Origin of the sequence: Bacteroides sp. 1_1_14, from assembly GCF_000162515.1 — a bacterium.
GTDB classification, from domain to species: Bacteria; Bacteroidota; Bacteroidia; order Bacteroidales; family Bacteroidaceae; genus Bacteroides; species Bacteroides thetaiotaomicron.
In genome coordinates this window covers 446,490-462,971 of the sequence record NZ_GG774706.1, presented here as the reverse complement: position 1 = coordinate 462,971, position 16,482 = coordinate 446,490, and the positions used below count along the sequence as shown (strand labels likewise).

The 16,482-nt window shown below is 41.6% G+C and carries 11 protein-coding genes; 6 read left to right on the top strand and 5 right to left on the bottom strand.

Features of this window, described 5'->3' with window-relative positions:
- The 6 genes from HMPREF9007_RS27755 to HMPREF9007_RS10950 form a co-directional block, all read left to right on the top strand.
- On the top strand, positions 1-562 hold a 562-nt coding region (locus HMPREF9007_RS27755; protein ID WP_277754676.1), incomplete at its 5' end, for a PfkB family carbohydrate kinase.
- A 12-nt stretch (positions 563-574) separates the two neighbouring features.
- A complete protein-coding gene (locus tag HMPREF9007_RS10930) occupies positions 575-3,826 on the top strand; it encodes a TonB-dependent receptor (protein ID WP_008761957.1) in 3,252 nt (1,083 codons plus the stop codon).
- Positions 3,827-3,838: 12 nt separating this feature from the next.
- The gene (locus HMPREF9007_RS10935) at positions 3,839-5,839 is read left to right on the top strand and encodes a RagB/SusD family nutrient uptake outer membrane protein (protein ID WP_008761956.1); all 2,001 of its coding nucleotides are present in this window, start codon (positions 3,839-3,841) and stop codon (positions 5,837-5,839) included.
- 45 nt (positions 5,840-5,884) lie between these two features.
- Positions 5,885-7,492, top strand: coding sequence for a DUF4969 domain-containing protein (locus HMPREF9007_RS10940; protein ID WP_234190701.1), 1,608 nt, complete (start codon positions 5,885-5,887; stop codon positions 7,490-7,492).
- 11 nt (positions 7,493-7,503) lie between these two features.
- The gene (locus tag HMPREF9007_RS10945) at positions 7,504-8,520 is read left to right on the top strand and encodes a nucleoside hydrolase (protein ID WP_008761954.1); all 1,017 of its coding nucleotides are present in this window, start codon (positions 7,504-7,506) and stop codon (positions 8,518-8,520) included.
- A 19-nt stretch (positions 8,521-8,539) separates the two neighbouring features.
- A complete protein-coding gene (locus HMPREF9007_RS10950; protein WP_008761953.1) occupies positions 8,540-9,544 on the top strand; it encodes a GRP family sugar transporter in 1,005 nt (334 codons plus the stop codon).
- 122 nt (positions 9,545-9,666) lie between these two features.
- On the opposite strand, the gene HMPREF9007_RS10955 is transcribed toward HMPREF9007_RS10950, so the two are convergent.
- From HMPREF9007_RS10955 to HMPREF9007_RS10975, 5 genes are all read right to left on the bottom strand, one after another.
- Positions 9,667-11,493: an endonuclease/exonuclease/phosphatase family protein gene (locus HMPREF9007_RS10955; protein ID WP_032850444.1), complete on the bottom strand. Its 1,827-nt coding sequence runs from the start codon at positions 11,491-11,493 to the stop codon at positions 9,667-9,669.
- A 90-nt stretch (positions 11,494-11,583) separates the two neighbouring features.
- Complete coding sequence (ahpF, locus tag HMPREF9007_RS10960; protein WP_008761951.1) at positions 11,584-13,137, bottom strand: alkyl hydroperoxide reductase subunit F; 1,554 nt, start codon at positions 13,135-13,137, stop codon at positions 11,584-11,586.
- 82 nt (positions 13,138-13,219) lie between these two features.
- A complete protein-coding gene (gene ahpC / locus HMPREF9007_RS10965; RefSeq protein WP_008761950.1) occupies positions 13,220-13,786 on the bottom strand; it encodes an alkyl hydroperoxide reductase subunit C in 567 nt (188 codons plus the stop codon).
- A 182-nt stretch (positions 13,787-13,968) separates the two neighbouring features.
- Positions 13,969-15,438, bottom strand: a complete 1,470-nt coding sequence (locus tag HMPREF9007_RS10970) for a sodium:solute symporter (RefSeq protein ID WP_008761949.1) — start codon at positions 15,436-15,438, stop codon at positions 13,969-13,971.
- Between the two features lie 24 nt (positions 15,439-15,462).
- Entirely contained in the window at positions 15,463-16,392 is a 930-nt protein-coding gene (locus HMPREF9007_RS10975) for a dihydrodipicolinate synthase family protein (RefSeq protein ID WP_008761948.1), read from the bottom strand.
- Positions 16,393-16,482 lie beyond the last annotated feature (90 nt).

The following is a 16,482-nucleotide window of genomic DNA, read 5'->3' as shown; positions in this document are numbered from 1 at the left end:
AAAGGTAATTGACGAAGCAGATATCATAGTTATGCAAGCCGAGATTCCTTACGAAACGATTAAAAGAATAGCTCTTCTGGCTAAACAAAAAGGTAAAAAGGTATTGTTTAATCCCGCACCCGCCTGCCTGATTGATGAGGAGCTGATGAAAGCCATTGATATACTAGTCGTCAATGAACTGGAAGCAGCCTTCATCTCAGGAATTGAATATACAGGAAATAATCTTGAAGAAATCGCTCTAAGCTTATTACAGGCAGGTGCACGCAATGCTGTGATCACATTAGGAAGTCAAGGTGTATATATGAAAAACGACAAAGAAATCATTCAGCTTCCCGGATACAAAGTAAATGCGATTGATACTATTGCAGCAGGTGACACGTTCTGTGGTGCATTGGCTGTAATTTGTGCCCAAAGGGAAATAGACCGAGATGCATTGAGTTTTGCGAATGCCGCGGCAGCTATCGCTGTTACACGTTCTGGTGCCCAACCGTCTATTCCTACTCTCGATGAAGTAAAACACTTCATGTTAGAAAAAGAATTAGCCTTATCATTCAACTTTTAAATTTCATGGATTATGAAAACTAATCGACACTCTACTCTCTTAAAGAAAGCTGTCCACCTGATAACTTATAACTCAAGTCATAAGCTTATCTGCCTGCTGGGCTACCTACTTTTATGTTCAATGAATACATATGCTCAGAATTATGTATCCGGAACAGTAAAAGATAATAATGGAGAACCTCTACTGGGAGTTTCCATAAAAGTAAAAGATGGGAATATAGTATCCGGAACCGTCACTGACTTTAACGGACACTACCAAGTGAAAGCGGATCCAAGTTCAACTATTGAATTCAGTTACATCGGATTTAAAACAGTCCAGTTTACAGTAGGTGATAGAAAAATGATAAACGTAACACTGGGAGTTGACGACAATTTATTGGATGAAGTGATCGTTGTAGGTTATGGTACCCAAAAGAAGATTAATTTAACCGGTTCTGTCGGAGTCATTGACTCGAAAGCCTTCGAAGCAATCCCTGTATCCAATGCAGTCCAGGCATTACAAGGACAGGTTCCCGGTTTGAATATTTATAGCAATCAGGGAGGAGGTCTCAATCAGAAACAATCGATCAATGTACGTGGAGTCGGAACTATCGGAGAAGGTTCTACAGGAAGTGCCCTAGTCTTGATAGATGGTATGGAAGGAGATATTTATTCCATTAATCCGCAGGATATAGAATCTATTTCAGTTCTGAAAGATGCGGCAGCTTCTTCTATTTATGGTTCCAGAGCGCCATTCGGAGTAATCTTAGTAACGACCAAGAAAGGAAAGGCCGGTAAAGCGCAAGTTAACTACAACAACAGTTTTCGTGTAAGTAGCCCTATCAACATGCCTTCTTCATTAGACTCTTACACGTTCTCCTTATACTATAATGATGCAGCTGCCAATTCCGGATGGGGACCTTACAACTGGGTCTCGGAAGAAAGGATAAACCGCATCAAAGACTATATGGCCGGCAAGATTACCGATTCTACCATCCCCGTGCCCAATAATCCTTCGTTATGGGCAGACGGATATTCACAAGGAAATGATAATATTGATTATTATGACTATTTTTTCAAAGACAATGTCTTTGCACACGAGCACAATATCAGCGTTACTGGCGGGACAGACAAAATACAATACTATTTATCAGCGAACTATTTAGGTCAGGATGGAGAGCTCAGAATCGGAGATGAATACTCAAACAGATATACTGCATCTGCAAAAATCAACGCACAATTATCAAAAATAGTATCAGTCGGATTCAATACTCGCTTTATCAGAAGTGACTATGTACAGCCGACACATCTTAATGAAAGTTTTTTTGCCGAAATCGGACGCCAATGTTGGCCTACCAAACCTCTCTATGACCCAAATGGTATTCTATATGACGACCATGTGCTCCAAATGCAAAACGGAGGTGAAAAACAAGAACGAAACACTTGGCTCTACCAACAACTGAATATAACGGTAGAACCTATCAAAGGGTGGCGACTGATTGGAGATTTAAGCTATCGATACAATACACAATATTCACACTGGGATTACTTAACTGTTCATCAGACAGGTGTTGACGGAAAGACTAAGGGCAATACATGGAATAACGATTCCCAAGTACATGAAGGCACTTATGCCAGCGATTATTTTAATGTAAATCTCTATACAGATTATGCAAAGACCTTTGCAAAATCACATAATATGAAAGTTCTTTTCGGGTTTCAAGCCGAACAAAATAATTATAAAGATATAGCTGCTGAGAAGCTAGGAGTCATTTATCCGGGAAAACCGACTATCAACACTTCTACCGGAATGGATTCAAATAACCAAAAAGTTGCTCCGAATGTAGCAGGTGGACACAACAGATGGGCTACCGCCGGATTCTTCGGCAGATTGAATTATGATTACCTGGAAAAATATCTTCTGGAAGTAAATCTACGCTATGACGGTTCCTCACGATTTCGTAGTGACAGTCGTTGGGGATTTTTCCCTTCCGCATCAGTAGGCTGGAACATAGCCAGAGAAAAATTCTTCCTGCCTGTCAGCAAAGTTGTCAACACATTTAAGGTCAGAGCCTCTTATGGTAGTTTGGGTAACCAAAATACATCTTCTTTATATCCGACTTATTCTACAATCGGTACAGGAACAGGATCATGGATCATTGACGGAACATTAGCCAATATTGCCTGGGCACCTTCACTCGTCAGCTATAATCTCTCCTGGGAGAAAATCCGTACATGGAATGCCGGAGTTGACTTTGGCCTGTTTAACAATCGGCTAACCGGCTCTTTTGATTATTACATTCGTAAAACTGACGATATGGTCGGCCCTTCGGAGAAATTGCCTGTAGTCCTTGGAACAGCCGTTCCCAGTTCCAATAATACAAATCTTAAAACATTCGGATGGGAACTGGAACTAATGTGGAAAGACCGGTTAAATAATGGATTGAATTATAGTGCCCGCTTTACACTTGCCGACAGTCGTACCAAGATTACTCGTTATTCAAATCCTTCCGGACTGATAGATGGATTTTATGCCGGAAAATACGTGGGTGAAATATGGGGATATGAAACGATAGGCATTGCACAATCTGACCAGGAAATGGCCGAACACATCGGAAGATTAATCAACGGTGGACAAAGTAATCTCGGACAAGACTGGAAAGCCGGAGACATTATGTATAAAGATCTGAATGAAGACGGAAAAATTGATGCCGGAAGCCGCACCTTACAAGATCACGGTGATTTAAAAAGAATAGGTAACTCCACGCCCCGATATAATGTAGGACTGGAATTAGCCGCCGATTGGAAAGGATTCGATATCAGAATGTTCTGGCAAGGAACATTGAAAAGAGATTATTTTCAGGGTAGTTACTACTTCTGGGGTGCAAACGGTAGACAAGGGCCCTGGTTTTCCACAGCACTAAAAGGACACGATGATTATTTCCGAAATGACGAAGCCAGTCCATTGGGAACGAATCTGAATTCCTACTATCCAAGACCCTTATTCAACACCGATAAAAACCAGCAATCACAAACTAAATATTTACAAGATGCATCTTATCTACGTCTGAAGAATCTGCAGATAGGATATAGCTTGCCACACAACATCGTACAAAAAATGGGAATGCAGCACCTTAGGATATTCGCATCCGGTGAAAACTTGTTCACCATTACGAGCCTTATTGACTTCTTCGACCCCGAATCAATCGAAGGCGGTAGTTGGGGACACGGAAACGTTTACCCACTATCCCGAACATTCTCTTTTGGATTAAATGTCACATTCTAAAAACAGGATATTATGAAAAGACTTACGATATCAACCTTATTGAGCGGAGTGCTCTTTTTGACAAGTTGCAATGATTTCCTAAATCAAGAACCTCTTGATCAACTTTCTCCAAATGAATATCTGACAACAGAAAGTAATATTGCAGCTTTTGCTACTGATCAATATCAAGTGCTACCTACTCATGGCACCTATGGATATGGAACTTTTGAAATTGACAATAACACAGATAATATGGCCGGTATGCAACCTAACGTAATGTATGCACCCGGATACTGGAAAGTAGGACAAGAAGGAGGCTCATGGTATTTCGCTGATATTTACCGATGCAATTATTTCTTTGAAAATGTGCTTCCATCGTATGAAAACAATGCCATTGTCGGAAACACGACCAATATCAAACACTATATCGGAGAAATGTATTTCTTCAGAGCTTTCATGTATTTTGAAAGATTAAAATCATTAGGCGACTTTCCTATTATTACTAAAACTTATCCTAATGAACGTGAAGCTCTGATAGAAATCAGCAAACGAGCCCCCCGAAATGAAGTAGCCAGATTTATCTTATCTGATCTGGACAAAGCTATAGAAATGATGCAAAACATAGCTCCTTCCGGAGGTAAGAACCGGCTAAGCAAAGACTGCGCTATCCTTCTCAAGTCAAGGGTCGCACTTTACGAAGGCTCATGGCTGAAGAATTTTAAAGGAACAGCTTTTGTACCCAATGGACCGGGATGGCCGGGAGCAAATAAAGATTATAATGCTAATTACTCATTTAAATCCGGAAGTATTGAAAAAGAATCAGAGTTCTTCTTTGATGAAGCTATTAAAGCGGCACAAATCATAGCAGAAAAATATAATATATTAACTGCCAATACAGGAGTATTCCCACAAACTTCTTCGGAACCTGAAAATCCTTATTTCAGTATGTTCTGCGATATTGACATGGAGAAATACAATGAAGTACTTTTATGGAGGCGCTACAACACAGGATTAGGAGTGGCAAATGAAGTTTGTCAATACGGATGTGTCGGCAACAATGGAGTAGGCACTACTAAAAGCATGATTGACGCCTTTATTCTTAAAAATGGAGAACCTATTTATGCATCCCCGATGTGGGCAGATGAAAACTCATCTTATTGGGGAGATAATAATATCATTCATATCACTAAAAACAGGGATACCCGTGCAGACATCTTCATCAAAAAGCCAGGACAGAAAAATTTGCATACTCAGGCAGGAGATCATGGGGTAGTAGAAGAATGGGGACCCAATATAACCGCCTCTTCTGTTACAGAAAAGTACAATACAGGCTATGCCTTACGCAAAGGATTAAACCCTGACGGGAAATACACAAATAACACTCAAAGTATTGTCGGTTCTATCATATTCCGTACAGCCGAAGCCTATCTCAACTATATAGAAGCTTATTATGAATTGCATGGTTCACTCGACTCCTATGCAGAAAAGTACTGGAAAGCGATTCGTCGCAGAGCCGGCATTGATGAGGACTATACCAAAACAATCAGGCTTACAGATATGTCAAAAGAAGCAGAAACTGATTGGGGGGCATATTCCGGCGGAGAAATTATTGATGCCACACGTTATAATATCCGCCGTGAACGAAGATGTGAGTTGATGGCGGAAGGTTTACGTAGCATGGACTTACATAGATGGCGTTCAATGGACCAGATGATTACCAAACCCTACCATATCCTAGGAATGAATTTATGGCAGGAAATGTATGGCTGGGACTGGTATAAAGATTCTAACGGCAACTCCATTCTTAAAGAAGGAGAAAATGTTTCACCACGTAGCTTCAGTACTTATCTTGCTCCTTATCACATCACAGCCAATAACATTGTTTACAACGGCTATAAATGGAATATGGCACACTATCTCGATCCGATAGCAGCAGAACATTTTCTGGTTACTTCATCCGGAGGTGATTTGGATTCTTCTCCTATCTATCAGAATCCGGGCTGGCCTATGACAGGAGGAGGAACCCCGCAATAATCCAATAATCTACTAATTTAACAAAGACCAATTATGTATAAAAGAATGATAATACTAACTTACGCACTGGTTTTCTCTTCATTATTCGCAACAGCTTGTTCTGACAATAATAATGAAACATACGTCGAACCAATACTTTCTCAAATAGAAGTAAGTAAACTAGTGACTGAAAACAACAAAACATATGTTTCTGTTGACGGTAAACCTTTTCCGTTTCTTGGTGCACAAATACGCCTTGATGCCCTTCTCAATTGTGACAAGATGACTATTAATGAAGTGGAAAACTACTTCAAGAAAGCTCAGGAACTGGGACTAAATTGTGTACAAATTCCAATTTCATGGAATATGGTAGAGCCTAAAGAAAACAAGTACGATTATAGTATCGTAAACTCAATCTTGCAGTTCGTCAACAAGTATAATTTGAAAATGGAATTACTTTGGTTCAGTACGAATATGGTAGGAGATTCATTCTCCTACCTGATACCTCAATATGTGCTTCAAGAATATAACAAAAGGCTCAGCCGGAATGATGAAGGAAATTTTTGGAACTATTATGGTTATCAATACACCATGATTCTTGATGATGAATGGATACTGGAGAGAGAAACCAAAGCCATCACCGCCTTATTTAACCACATCCGATACTGGGATTCTCAAAATGGAGACAAGCACCCCGTTATATCAGCTCAGATCCATAATGAACCTGATGCGTTAATGCGCTGGAGAATCGACCAAAAAGATTTAAAATATCGGGATGGGACCCCTCTAAGCAAAGAGAAGGCCTGGACAATGATCACAAATGCATTAAATACTGTAGGAAAAGCTGTAAAAAACAGTTCTTACAGAGTAGTAACTCGTGTCAATCTAATTTACGGTGATGGTATTAATCCATTTCCAGAGGCTACTAATGCTCGCCCCAAAGATGTATTCGATCTTCAAGGCATTGATTTCATTGGCGTTGATGCTTATAAAGATAATGTTAAACATCTCAAAAATGAAGTCATGGCATACGCATCAATTGCAGGAAATTATGCGCTGGTTGCCGAGAACAAAGGTAGTTATGCAAACAGTCCGAGTCTTATCTTGACATCTTTCGCATTAGGAGGAGGCTATGATATTTACGATTTGGCTACCAGTAACTTCTTTATCAACAACACCACCGAACCGGACCAAATTGACCACGGAATTTATACATGGGATTTACAAGAAAAAGATTTTACACCTCCTACTCGTAGTCTCATAAAAGGCTTGGCGGCAGCTTATATAGATGTTGCCAAAGTAAAACCGGAGAACTTTGCAGCATTTAATATTAACGATAATCAGCCAAAAGACAAATTAGAACAACTAATATGTACTACTGGAGCACAAATCACATTCCAGACAAATAATGCTTCTTTAGGTTTCGTATTAGATATGCACAATTATTTACTGATTTATAGTTTGAATGACTCTCAATTCAAACTAGAGAATGGTAAATTTGGAGAAACCATTTCCGGAAGATATGATGTAAATGGCACATTTACCAAAGAAGGAACTGCAACTTTAGAAAATCAGACTCTCCATGCTAAAGGAGGCGTACTTTATAAAGTAAATTATTCCTCGCAACAATCATTAACCAGCAATACAATTGAGAATATTGGAAATAACTTATAAAAACCCAAGATATGTTCAAATATATAGCAATCATTCTAATAACCGTCTCTTTATTCTGTTCCTGTGCACAACAGAAAGAGACTACTTCTGCAATTCCTGTCATACTCGACACGGATGTTGGAAATGATATCGATGATGTTTTAGCCATGCAAATGCTGCTTAATTATGAGAAAAAAGGAAAAATTGATTTGCTAGGTATCACTATAAGCAAGTGTAATCCTTATTCACTGGAATATATTGACGCTTATTGTCGTTTCAACGACAAATACGACATACCTTTAGGTTATGCTTATAATGGGATGAATACAGACGACGGACATTATCTCCGCCAAACGCTGGATACTATTATTGACAACAATAAAATATTACATCCAAAAAGAAGCCTAAAAGATCATATTCTGGAAGGATATAAACTGTTGCGTAAATTGCTGGCAGAGCAAGAAGATCATTCTGTGGTATTTATAGCCTTAGGCCCGGAAACAAATCTAGCCCGTTTGCTTATCTCGGAAGCAGATGAATACAGCGAGCTGGATGGAAAAGCCTTGGTAGCACAAAAGGTAAAATTACTATCTGTCATGGGAGGACTCTATGGTAATGAATTCGACTTCCCTGAATGGAACATTGTTAATGATCTGAATGCAGCCCAAATTACTTTCAAAGAATGGCCTACTCCAATTATTGCCAGCGGATGGGAACTAGGAAACAAAATTCGATATCCTCATCAAAGTATATTAAATGATTTTGCCGGCAGTTATAAACATCCTCTGTGCGTATCATATAAAATATATCAGGAAATGCCATATGACAGAGAAACATGGGATTTGACATCCGTGCTACAAGCCATAGAACCGGGGAATAATTATTTCAATTTATCCGAGAAGGGAACAATCACCATAGACAGTATCGGACAAAGTATTTTTTCTCCTTCTGAAAGCGGTAAACACCAATATCTCACTATTCAAGGGGAAGAAAATATTCGGGCAACCCGCAACGCACTTATAAGACAAGTGACAGGAAAAGAGAATTGAAATCTTAAAAAAAATCATTATGTATATAGTCAATAGTTACACCTTAGCTATTATCTTCTGCTTTATCACAATGATATGCTGGGGATCGTGGGGAAATACCCAAAAACTGGCCAGTAAGAATTGGCGTTATGAACTTTATTATTGGGACTACACCATCGGCATCTTGCTGTTCGCCCTACTTCTGGTATTCACACTAGGAAGTTTCGGAGATTCGGGAAGAGGTTTTCTGGAAGACATCCAACAAGTGGAAGCGGCATATATTGCCAGTGCACTTATCGGAGGAGCTATTTTCAATGCTTCCAATATTCTCCTTTCCGCCTCTGTATCCATTGCCGGAATGGCGGTAGCTTTTCCATTGGGAGTAGGACTGGCATTGGTATCGGGAGTATTCATTAATTATTTCAGCTCTCCCAAAGGAGATCCGTTCTGGCTATTCACAGGAGTCGTGCTGATTGTTATCGCCATCATTTGCAACGGTATTGCAGCCGGTAAGAATCAAAAGGCGGGAACCAATAACAGCAAAAAGGGAATTATTCTTGCTGCTATTGCCGGTATACTGATGTCATTCTTTTACCGGTTTGTCGCCGCTGCCATGGATTTGAACAACTTTGAATCACCGACAACCGGAATGGCAACTCCTTATACTGCATTCTTCATCTTTGCTATCGGAATCTTCCTAAGCAACTTCCTCTTCAATACACTTGTGATGAAGCGTCCGTTCGTTGGTCTACCCGTCACTTACAAGGAATACTTTGCCGGAAAAGCAAGTACACACATGGTCGGAATTCTCGGAGGATGCATCTGGGGATTAGGTACGGCATTAAGCTACATTGCCGCAGGAAAAGCGGGAGCAGCCATTTCTTATGCACTTGGACAAGGAGCACCGATGATTGCTGCCCTTTGGGGTGTTTTCATCTGGAAAGAATTTACCGGTAGCTCCAAAGCGACAAACAGACTTTTGGGAGTCATGTTTATATTATTCATTTTGGGCCTGACATTCATTGTCATCTCAGGAGGAAGCTAAAATAAAAAAGAGGTAAAGGAACTATTAGGTATTATCAATATAAAAAGAATCACCCCAAAAGTTAGAAACTAAACTTTTGGGGTGAAATTCAATTCTATGATTCAAACTATCATATACATTATTCAGACCGTTATATCCAACAAAGTTTCTCCCTTTGCATTCAACACCCTGACTCTGAGTTCTTCCTTCTTCTTCTCAAGAATCATCACGGTAGCACCCTCCATCTTATATCCTCCACCTATAATAACCGGATAATGATTCCCCAATTCACCTTTCGGGTGATAAGCATACTTATGAGTATGAGCATTCAGACAGATATCAAAAGGAGCTTTTTCCAGCAGCTTAGTCCATAGTTCAGTACAAAGATTCTTTCCATCATTACCATAAAGAGGGATATGGTGCAGAAGGATACGTTTCTTCGCTTTCTTAAATTCTTTGGCAGCCAGTTCTTTCTTCAGAAAACCGACCTGTTCATTACGTAACTGGGTGAAATCATTCAAATCATAATAGACCCAATGATCGTCTGTTTTGTCTTCTCCACAGTCCAGCATGACAATACGGGTATCTCCCCAGTTGAAAGAGCCATAAGTCTTGTCACCTACATAATCGAAATGGTCACGCAAACCGATAGAATAAGCGTTCCGGATTTCGTGATTCCCCCGCATAAAGAAAGTCGGGATACAATCTCCGTGCACTCCTTCGGTCAGTTCACTGATAAAGGCAGTTGCCTGATCATGACTTGCCGGGTCGTCTACACAGTCACCGTTGAAAACAACAAAATCATAGTCAATATCTTGAATTTGCCTGCACAAAGCCCGGAAAGTATGGGTATGCTGATGCAGATCATTGAACACAACAGCAGTAAAAGAATCCGTACCGGTTACAGGCAGAGTAAATTCACTGAAAGCAGAACGGGCAGTATTTCCGAAAACTTTCTTATATGCCTGATAAAGCAACATTTCTTGTGAACAGACACGATAATAATACTTTTGACCGGGCTGCAAATCATCCAGCCGTATTTTATGTAACTTGTTATTGCAGACTACCTGTCCGTCAACAATAGTACGCGCACGCTTTAATTGAGTCGTATCCGTACCGTATTCTACCCAACAATAAGCAGGAACAGTGGTTTCCCACATCACGGTCATTCCATTTCCAACCGGATTCTGCAAATAGGGTTTAGTACGGAATATCTTATCCGCCTTTTCGGCTGTGCGCAGTTCCACAACAATAGGGCGATGATCGGATGCTACAGGTTCATTCACCACTTCCGAAGAGACGACGGCAAATCCTTTATCATTCTGCTTAAAAGCCGCCACGTAATCAATAGTCTCCTTTGGGGCGGGAGCAGGAAAAGTGTGTTGTTTGGGATTAGAGAGTATCCGAAATTCTTTCTGCAACTCTTTGATAAAATCCGATTCCGGCTCCGCATTCATGTCTCCTGCCAGAAAAAGAGGCTTTTTATAGGAAGCAGCAAAAGTTTTCAGAATCTCCAATGACTTCATCCGGTCTTCTTCCGTAAGGGATAAATGAGTGCAACAGTAAATATAATCTTCAAACTCCGCTAAGATCAATGCACGGGCTTCTTCCCTGCCGGGCAAAGCTATAGCCTGCAAGTGAAGCGGAGCTTTCTTTGACAGCAGACCGATTCCGTATTTTCCGCCATCATAATCTATAGCCGGAGCAAAGCAGGCATACATCTGCGTCCGCTCGGCTATCTCACCTAATACATATTTCTGATTACTCCGATTGGTCACGCTATCTACTTCCTGCACGGCTACCACATCAGGAGAAGCGTTATTAATCACATTTGCAATACGCTGGAAGTCACAGACACCATCCATGCCTGTTGCATTTTTAATGTTATAGGTCATCAGTCTCAACGTACGCTGAGCCTGCACCGGAACAATTAACAAGATCGCGGAAATCAGTAAGAATATCTTTTTCATGTTTCTCATTGGGGGTTAAATATTAGAATCACAAAGGTAAGAAAAAAATAAAAGCCACAAGAGACTTTTTACAATCTCTGTGGCCATTACTTATACAATCAGCCCCCGCACGCGGTCATCAAAGGCAGAAAGGGCAGCTTTCGCACCTTCGCCCATAGAAATAATAATCTGTTTGTAAGGTACGGTCGATACGTCTCCGGCTGCATAGATTCCCGTCACATTGGTACGGCAATGCGCATCGATAACGATTTCACCCGGTCGGTTTGTTTCCACAATATCACGGAAAACGCTGCTATTGGCGGAAAGTCCGATCTGCACGAATACTCCGTCCAGTTCTACCAAACGTTCTTCTTCCGTCTTACGGTCTTTGATGCGCAAGGCTGTCAGTTTATCGCCATTACCGATTACTTCTGTCGTTTGCGAACTCACGAATACTTCCACATTCGGCAGAGATTTAAGTCTTTCCTGAAGGACATTATCCGCTTTCAGTTCATCCATAAATTCAAAGACGGTGACTTTAGAACAGATACCTGCCAAGTCAATGGCTGCCTCGATGCCGGAGTTTCCACCGCCCACTACCGCAACCTGCTTTCCTTTATAGAAAGGACCGTCGCAATGAGGACAGAAAGCGACTCCACGCCCGATATAATCGTTCTCGCCGGGAACATTCAGTTTTCGCCAGCTTGCACCTGTAGCGATAATCAATGCAGGAGCAATGAATTTCTCTCCTACGGAAGTAGTTACCAGTTTATCTTTTCCGGCAAGTTCTACCTTTTCTATCTTACGCTGTTCCAACAAATCAACAGGATAACGCAGAAGATGCGTTTTCAGATTATCGGCAAGTTCGCTTCCTGTTGTTTCGGGAACCGAAATCAGATTCTCAATGCCTACCGTCTCTTTCACCTGTCCGCCGACACGCTCGGCAACAATCGCCACGCGCAAGCCTTTACGGGCAGAATAGATGGCTGCCGATACTCCGGCAGGACCGCCACCGGCTACGATAACATCATATTCCTTCACTTCCGTCTCCACCTTGGTTTCATCAATACCGTATTGCGCTTCCAGTTTAGCAAGCAATTCACCAAATTCGCCACGACCTACATGAAGCAGTTTTCCATCGGCAAATACAGAAGGTACGCCTTGTATCTTCAAGGCATCCACTTCATCCTGATACAGTGCACCGTCAACCATTTCATGAGTAATGGAAGGATTCAGTGTGGTCATTGCATTCAATGCCTGAACTACATCCGGACAGTTGGTACAAGTCAGTGAGACATAGGTCACTAAGTGTATCGGACCCTTCAAGGCTTTCACACGGTTGCAGACAGCCTCATCCGGAAAATTCTTTCCCTTACCGTCCAGATTCAGGATGGCGAGTAATAAAGAAGTAAACTCATGTCCGTTGGGGATAGCACGGAAAGTAATTCCTGTAGGTTTACCATTCTTTCCTATCGTAAATTTAAGTCCGCTTCCTTCATTTACCATACAAGTAATGTGATCGGAACATTCGGCTACATCGCTCAGCAATTCCAGCAATTCGGCACGGCTTTCATGACTGGCTGATACGGATATATCAAAGGTAAAGTCAGCCTCCAGTCCGGCAAAAATACCCTTCAGTTGTTCTTTTAATGCAGGTTCTAACATCTCTCTTTCTCCTTTCATTCTTTTAAAAGAAGGGCCGGCAGCGTCTCCGTTACCGGCCCTTCACACACATTATCAAGATCTATCAAATCTTACCGACAAGGTCAATGCTTGGCTTCAGAGTAGATTCGCCCTTCTTCCATTTAGCCGGGCAAACTTCTCCGTCGTGAGTAGCCACAAACTGTGCGGCTTCTACTTTGCGAAGTAATTCGCTGGCGTCACGACCAATATTGTTATCATTCAGTTCCACCACTTTAATCTTTCCTTCCGGGTTTACTACGAATGTACCGCGGTAAGCCATACCTTCTTCTTCGATATATACACCCAGTGCACGGCTCAAAGCGCCTGTCGGGTCTGCCAGCATCGGGTATTTGATCTTACGGATACTTTCGGAAGCATCATGCCAGGCTTTGTGTACGAAATGCGAGTCAGTACTTACCGAGTAGATTTCCACACCCATTTCCTGGAACTGAGCATATTTGTCAGCCATATCTACCAATTCTGTCGGACATACAAATGTAAAGTCTGCAGGGTAGAAGAAAAGGATTGCCCATTTACCTTTCAGGTCGTTGTTGGTTACTGTCTTGAAAGCTCCGTTTTGAAAAGCCTGAACACTGAATTCAGGAAGTTGAGAATTTAAAATTGGTTCCATACTCTTTATTGCTTTTATTGTTATTAATTGATTTGACTTATAACATCAGAAACATCGTTTTGTTTTTTGTTTCTGATGCAAAGATAAAGGCGGAAACCCCGCCTTTGCAAAAAAAGTCCAATCGAATAATTCTATCGGATAATAGATGAAACCAATATGCCTGCCAGTGAAGCTGCCTTCTTCTACTTCTTTGTTTTCAGTAAACACATACTGAGAAAGCCTGCCAAAAAGATAACAATGGTTCCGAAGACAATAGTCAGGTTAGCATGAAACGGGCTTGCATATTCGCTCATAAAACCATCTTTAAAGAAGATAGGAGATAAGCTCATCCAGACGACAACGATAATGCCACAGATCACTCCCAAAACGGCGTCAACATTCCGCGCCTTCTTTGAAATATACCCCAGTAGGAAGAGTCCCAGCATACCACCGCTGAAAATGGAGGACAAAGCCCACCAGGCATCCAGCGCACTCTCTACGTTCAGAAATGCCAGCGCTATGAAAATACCGATTATTCCGATCAGTACATTCGAAACATACAAGGCTCTCACCGATTGTTTTTCTGTCGGTTTCTTATTTATATAACGGGCATAATAGTCCGTCAGAATGATAGTAGCCGAACTTGTAATGCTTGTAGCCACCGTACTCATTCCCGCCGCAAAAATGGAGGCAATCAATAATCCGGTAAGTCCGGTCGGAAGCGCATGTACAATAAAATAGGGAAAGACCGCGTCCCCCTCGACCCCTGCCGGAAGCAGTTCCGGAAACGTCTTGTAATATGCATACAATGCCGTACCTATCATAAAGAACACTGCAGAAACCGGAATAAACAAATAACCTCCGAAGAGAGCGGAGAACTTAGCCTGTTTATCACTCTTTGCCGTCAGATAACGCTGTACGTAGTTCTGATCGATACCATAATTCTGTAGATTGATAAATATACCGTAAATAAGGCATACCCAGAAAGTAGACTCGGTCAGACTGCTGCCGAAACTTCCCAAACTGAATTTCTGGTCAGTAATGGCTATCTGAAATACCTGCGCAGGCCCTTCGGGTATTTTAAACATCAGCACACAAAGGCAGGCTATCGCACCACCAATCAGAATAAATCCCTGAATCGCCTCCGTCCATATCACAGCTTTCAGACCACCCAGCATTGAATAGGCAATAATGGCAACGCTGGTTACTGCGATAATCATCTTAATATCCCATCCCAGCAGGGCATTCATAGGCAATGCGAGCAGATACAGAATAGACCCCATCCGGGCAACCTGCGTCAAAAGATAACACGATGACGCATATACACGCGCCCAGGGGCCAAAGCGTTCTTCCAGAAAACTGTAAGCCGATACGCTTCCGATAGAACGATAAAAGGGTACAAAGTATTTAGCAGCAAAATACGAGGCTATCGGAATGGACAAGCTGAATACAAAAGCATTCCAATCGGACATATAGGCCTTGCCCGGATAAGCCAGATAACTGATACTACTTACATACGTTGCGAAAATAGACATTCCCACAACCCAACCCGGAAGGGAACGTCCAGCCGAAGTAAATTCCTCCGACGAACGTTTCTTGTTGAAGAAAGAGCAGCCGAAGACAACAACTCCCCCCGTGAAGAATAAAAAGATAATAATGTCGAGAATAGACATAGCCGTTCATTTTTTCTTGATTAATTACCTGAGCACTACATCAACTCCCAAATTTTGAAGTGCCTTCCATATTTTTCCTCTTTCCCGTTGTTCGAACTTATGGAAAGGCGCAGCCACATAATCGCTGCATATTCCAAGTAGACTGAGAGCACATTTCAGACCTTTCAGGTAACTGGACCCATGTTGCCCTACCGTATATATCGTAGCACTGATTTGCATTACTTTTTCCTGCAAACGTCTCACTTCTTCCATATCTGCATTCTTCGCAGCGTTGTATAAGCTCACATACAATTCGGGGAACATATTCGCACCACCGTTTACGCCGCCATGAGCCCCCAGCAATACGGATTCCGCCATAATTTCTTCCGGTCCCACCAGCATCGAGAAATCCGGATTATCTTTCATGGCATACATCACCGACTGGAAATAAACCGTATTTGCCGAACTGTCTTTAAAACCGATTACGCCGGGATTCTCCGCTATCCGCTGAATCGTAGCCGGTGCAAAGTTCACCTTTGTATGAGTCGGCATATTATACAAGAATAATGGTAACGGCAACTGAGGCAGCAGATGCTCATAAAACTCGATCAGTTCGGGCTGACCTGTCGCAAAATAGTAAGGAGGAGCGGAAACGACGGCATCGGCTCCATGATCTGCCGCAAGGCAGGCAAGGTTCACACTCTCCACAATCGAAGTATCGGAAATACATACCAATACCGGCAACCGTCCTTTCGCTATACGGCAGGTATTTTTAATCATTTCCATCCTCAATTTATAACTGAGGCTCTGTGATTCACCGGTAGTTCCCAACACAAAAAGAGCATGTACTCCCCCTGCTATCAGATGTTCGATCAATCTTTGCAAACCTTCCACATCCAACACATCATCGTCCAACAAGGGAGTTACCAACGGAGGAATAATTCCTGATAAAGGAATATTCATTTTGTTATTCATAGTCTGATTCTTTTAATTTGTATATGATTGTTATTAATGATACTAATAAGACGGGGTATTTAGCATTTTGTAATCACATTATTCCATATC

Bases quoted from the DNA above. Each gene is read 5' to 3' on its own strand.
- HMPREF9007_RS10940 (WP_234190701.1), top strand. From the start codon at position 5,885: ATGATAATACTAACTTACGCACTGGTTTTCTCTTCATTATTCGCAACA.
- ahpC (WP_008761950.1), bottom strand. From the start codon at position 13,786: ATGGAACCAATTTTAAATTCTCAACTTCCTGAATTCAGTGTTCAGGCT.
- HMPREF9007_RS10930 (WP_008761957.1), top strand. From the start codon at position 575: ATGAAAACTAATCGACACTCTACTCTCTTAAAGAAAGCTGTCCACCTG.
- HMPREF9007_RS10945 (WP_008761954.1), top strand. From the start codon at position 7,504: ATGTTCAAATATATAGCAATCATTCTAATAACCGTCTCTTTATTCTGT.
- HMPREF9007_RS10950 (WP_008761953.1), top strand. From the start codon at position 8,540: ATGTATATAGTCAATAGTTACACCTTAGCTATTATCTTCTGCTTTATC.
- HMPREF9007_RS10975 (WP_008761948.1), bottom strand. From the start codon at position 16,392: ATGAATAACAAAATGAATATTCCTTTATCAGGAATTATTCCTCCGTTG.
- HMPREF9007_RS10970 (WP_008761949.1), bottom strand. From the start codon at position 15,438: ATGTCTATTCTCGACATTATTATCTTTTTATTCTTCACGGGGGGAGTT.
- HMPREF9007_RS10935 (WP_008761956.1), top strand. From the start codon at position 3,839: ATGAAAAGACTTACGATATCAACCTTATTGAGCGGAGTGCTCTTTTTG.
- ahpF (WP_008761951.1), bottom strand. From the start codon at position 13,137: ATGTTAGAACCTGCATTAAAAGAACAACTGAAGGGTATTTTTGCCGGA.
- HMPREF9007_RS10955 (WP_032850444.1), bottom strand. From the start codon at position 11,493: ATGAAAAAGATATTCTTACTGATTTCCGCGATCTTGTTAATTGTTCCG.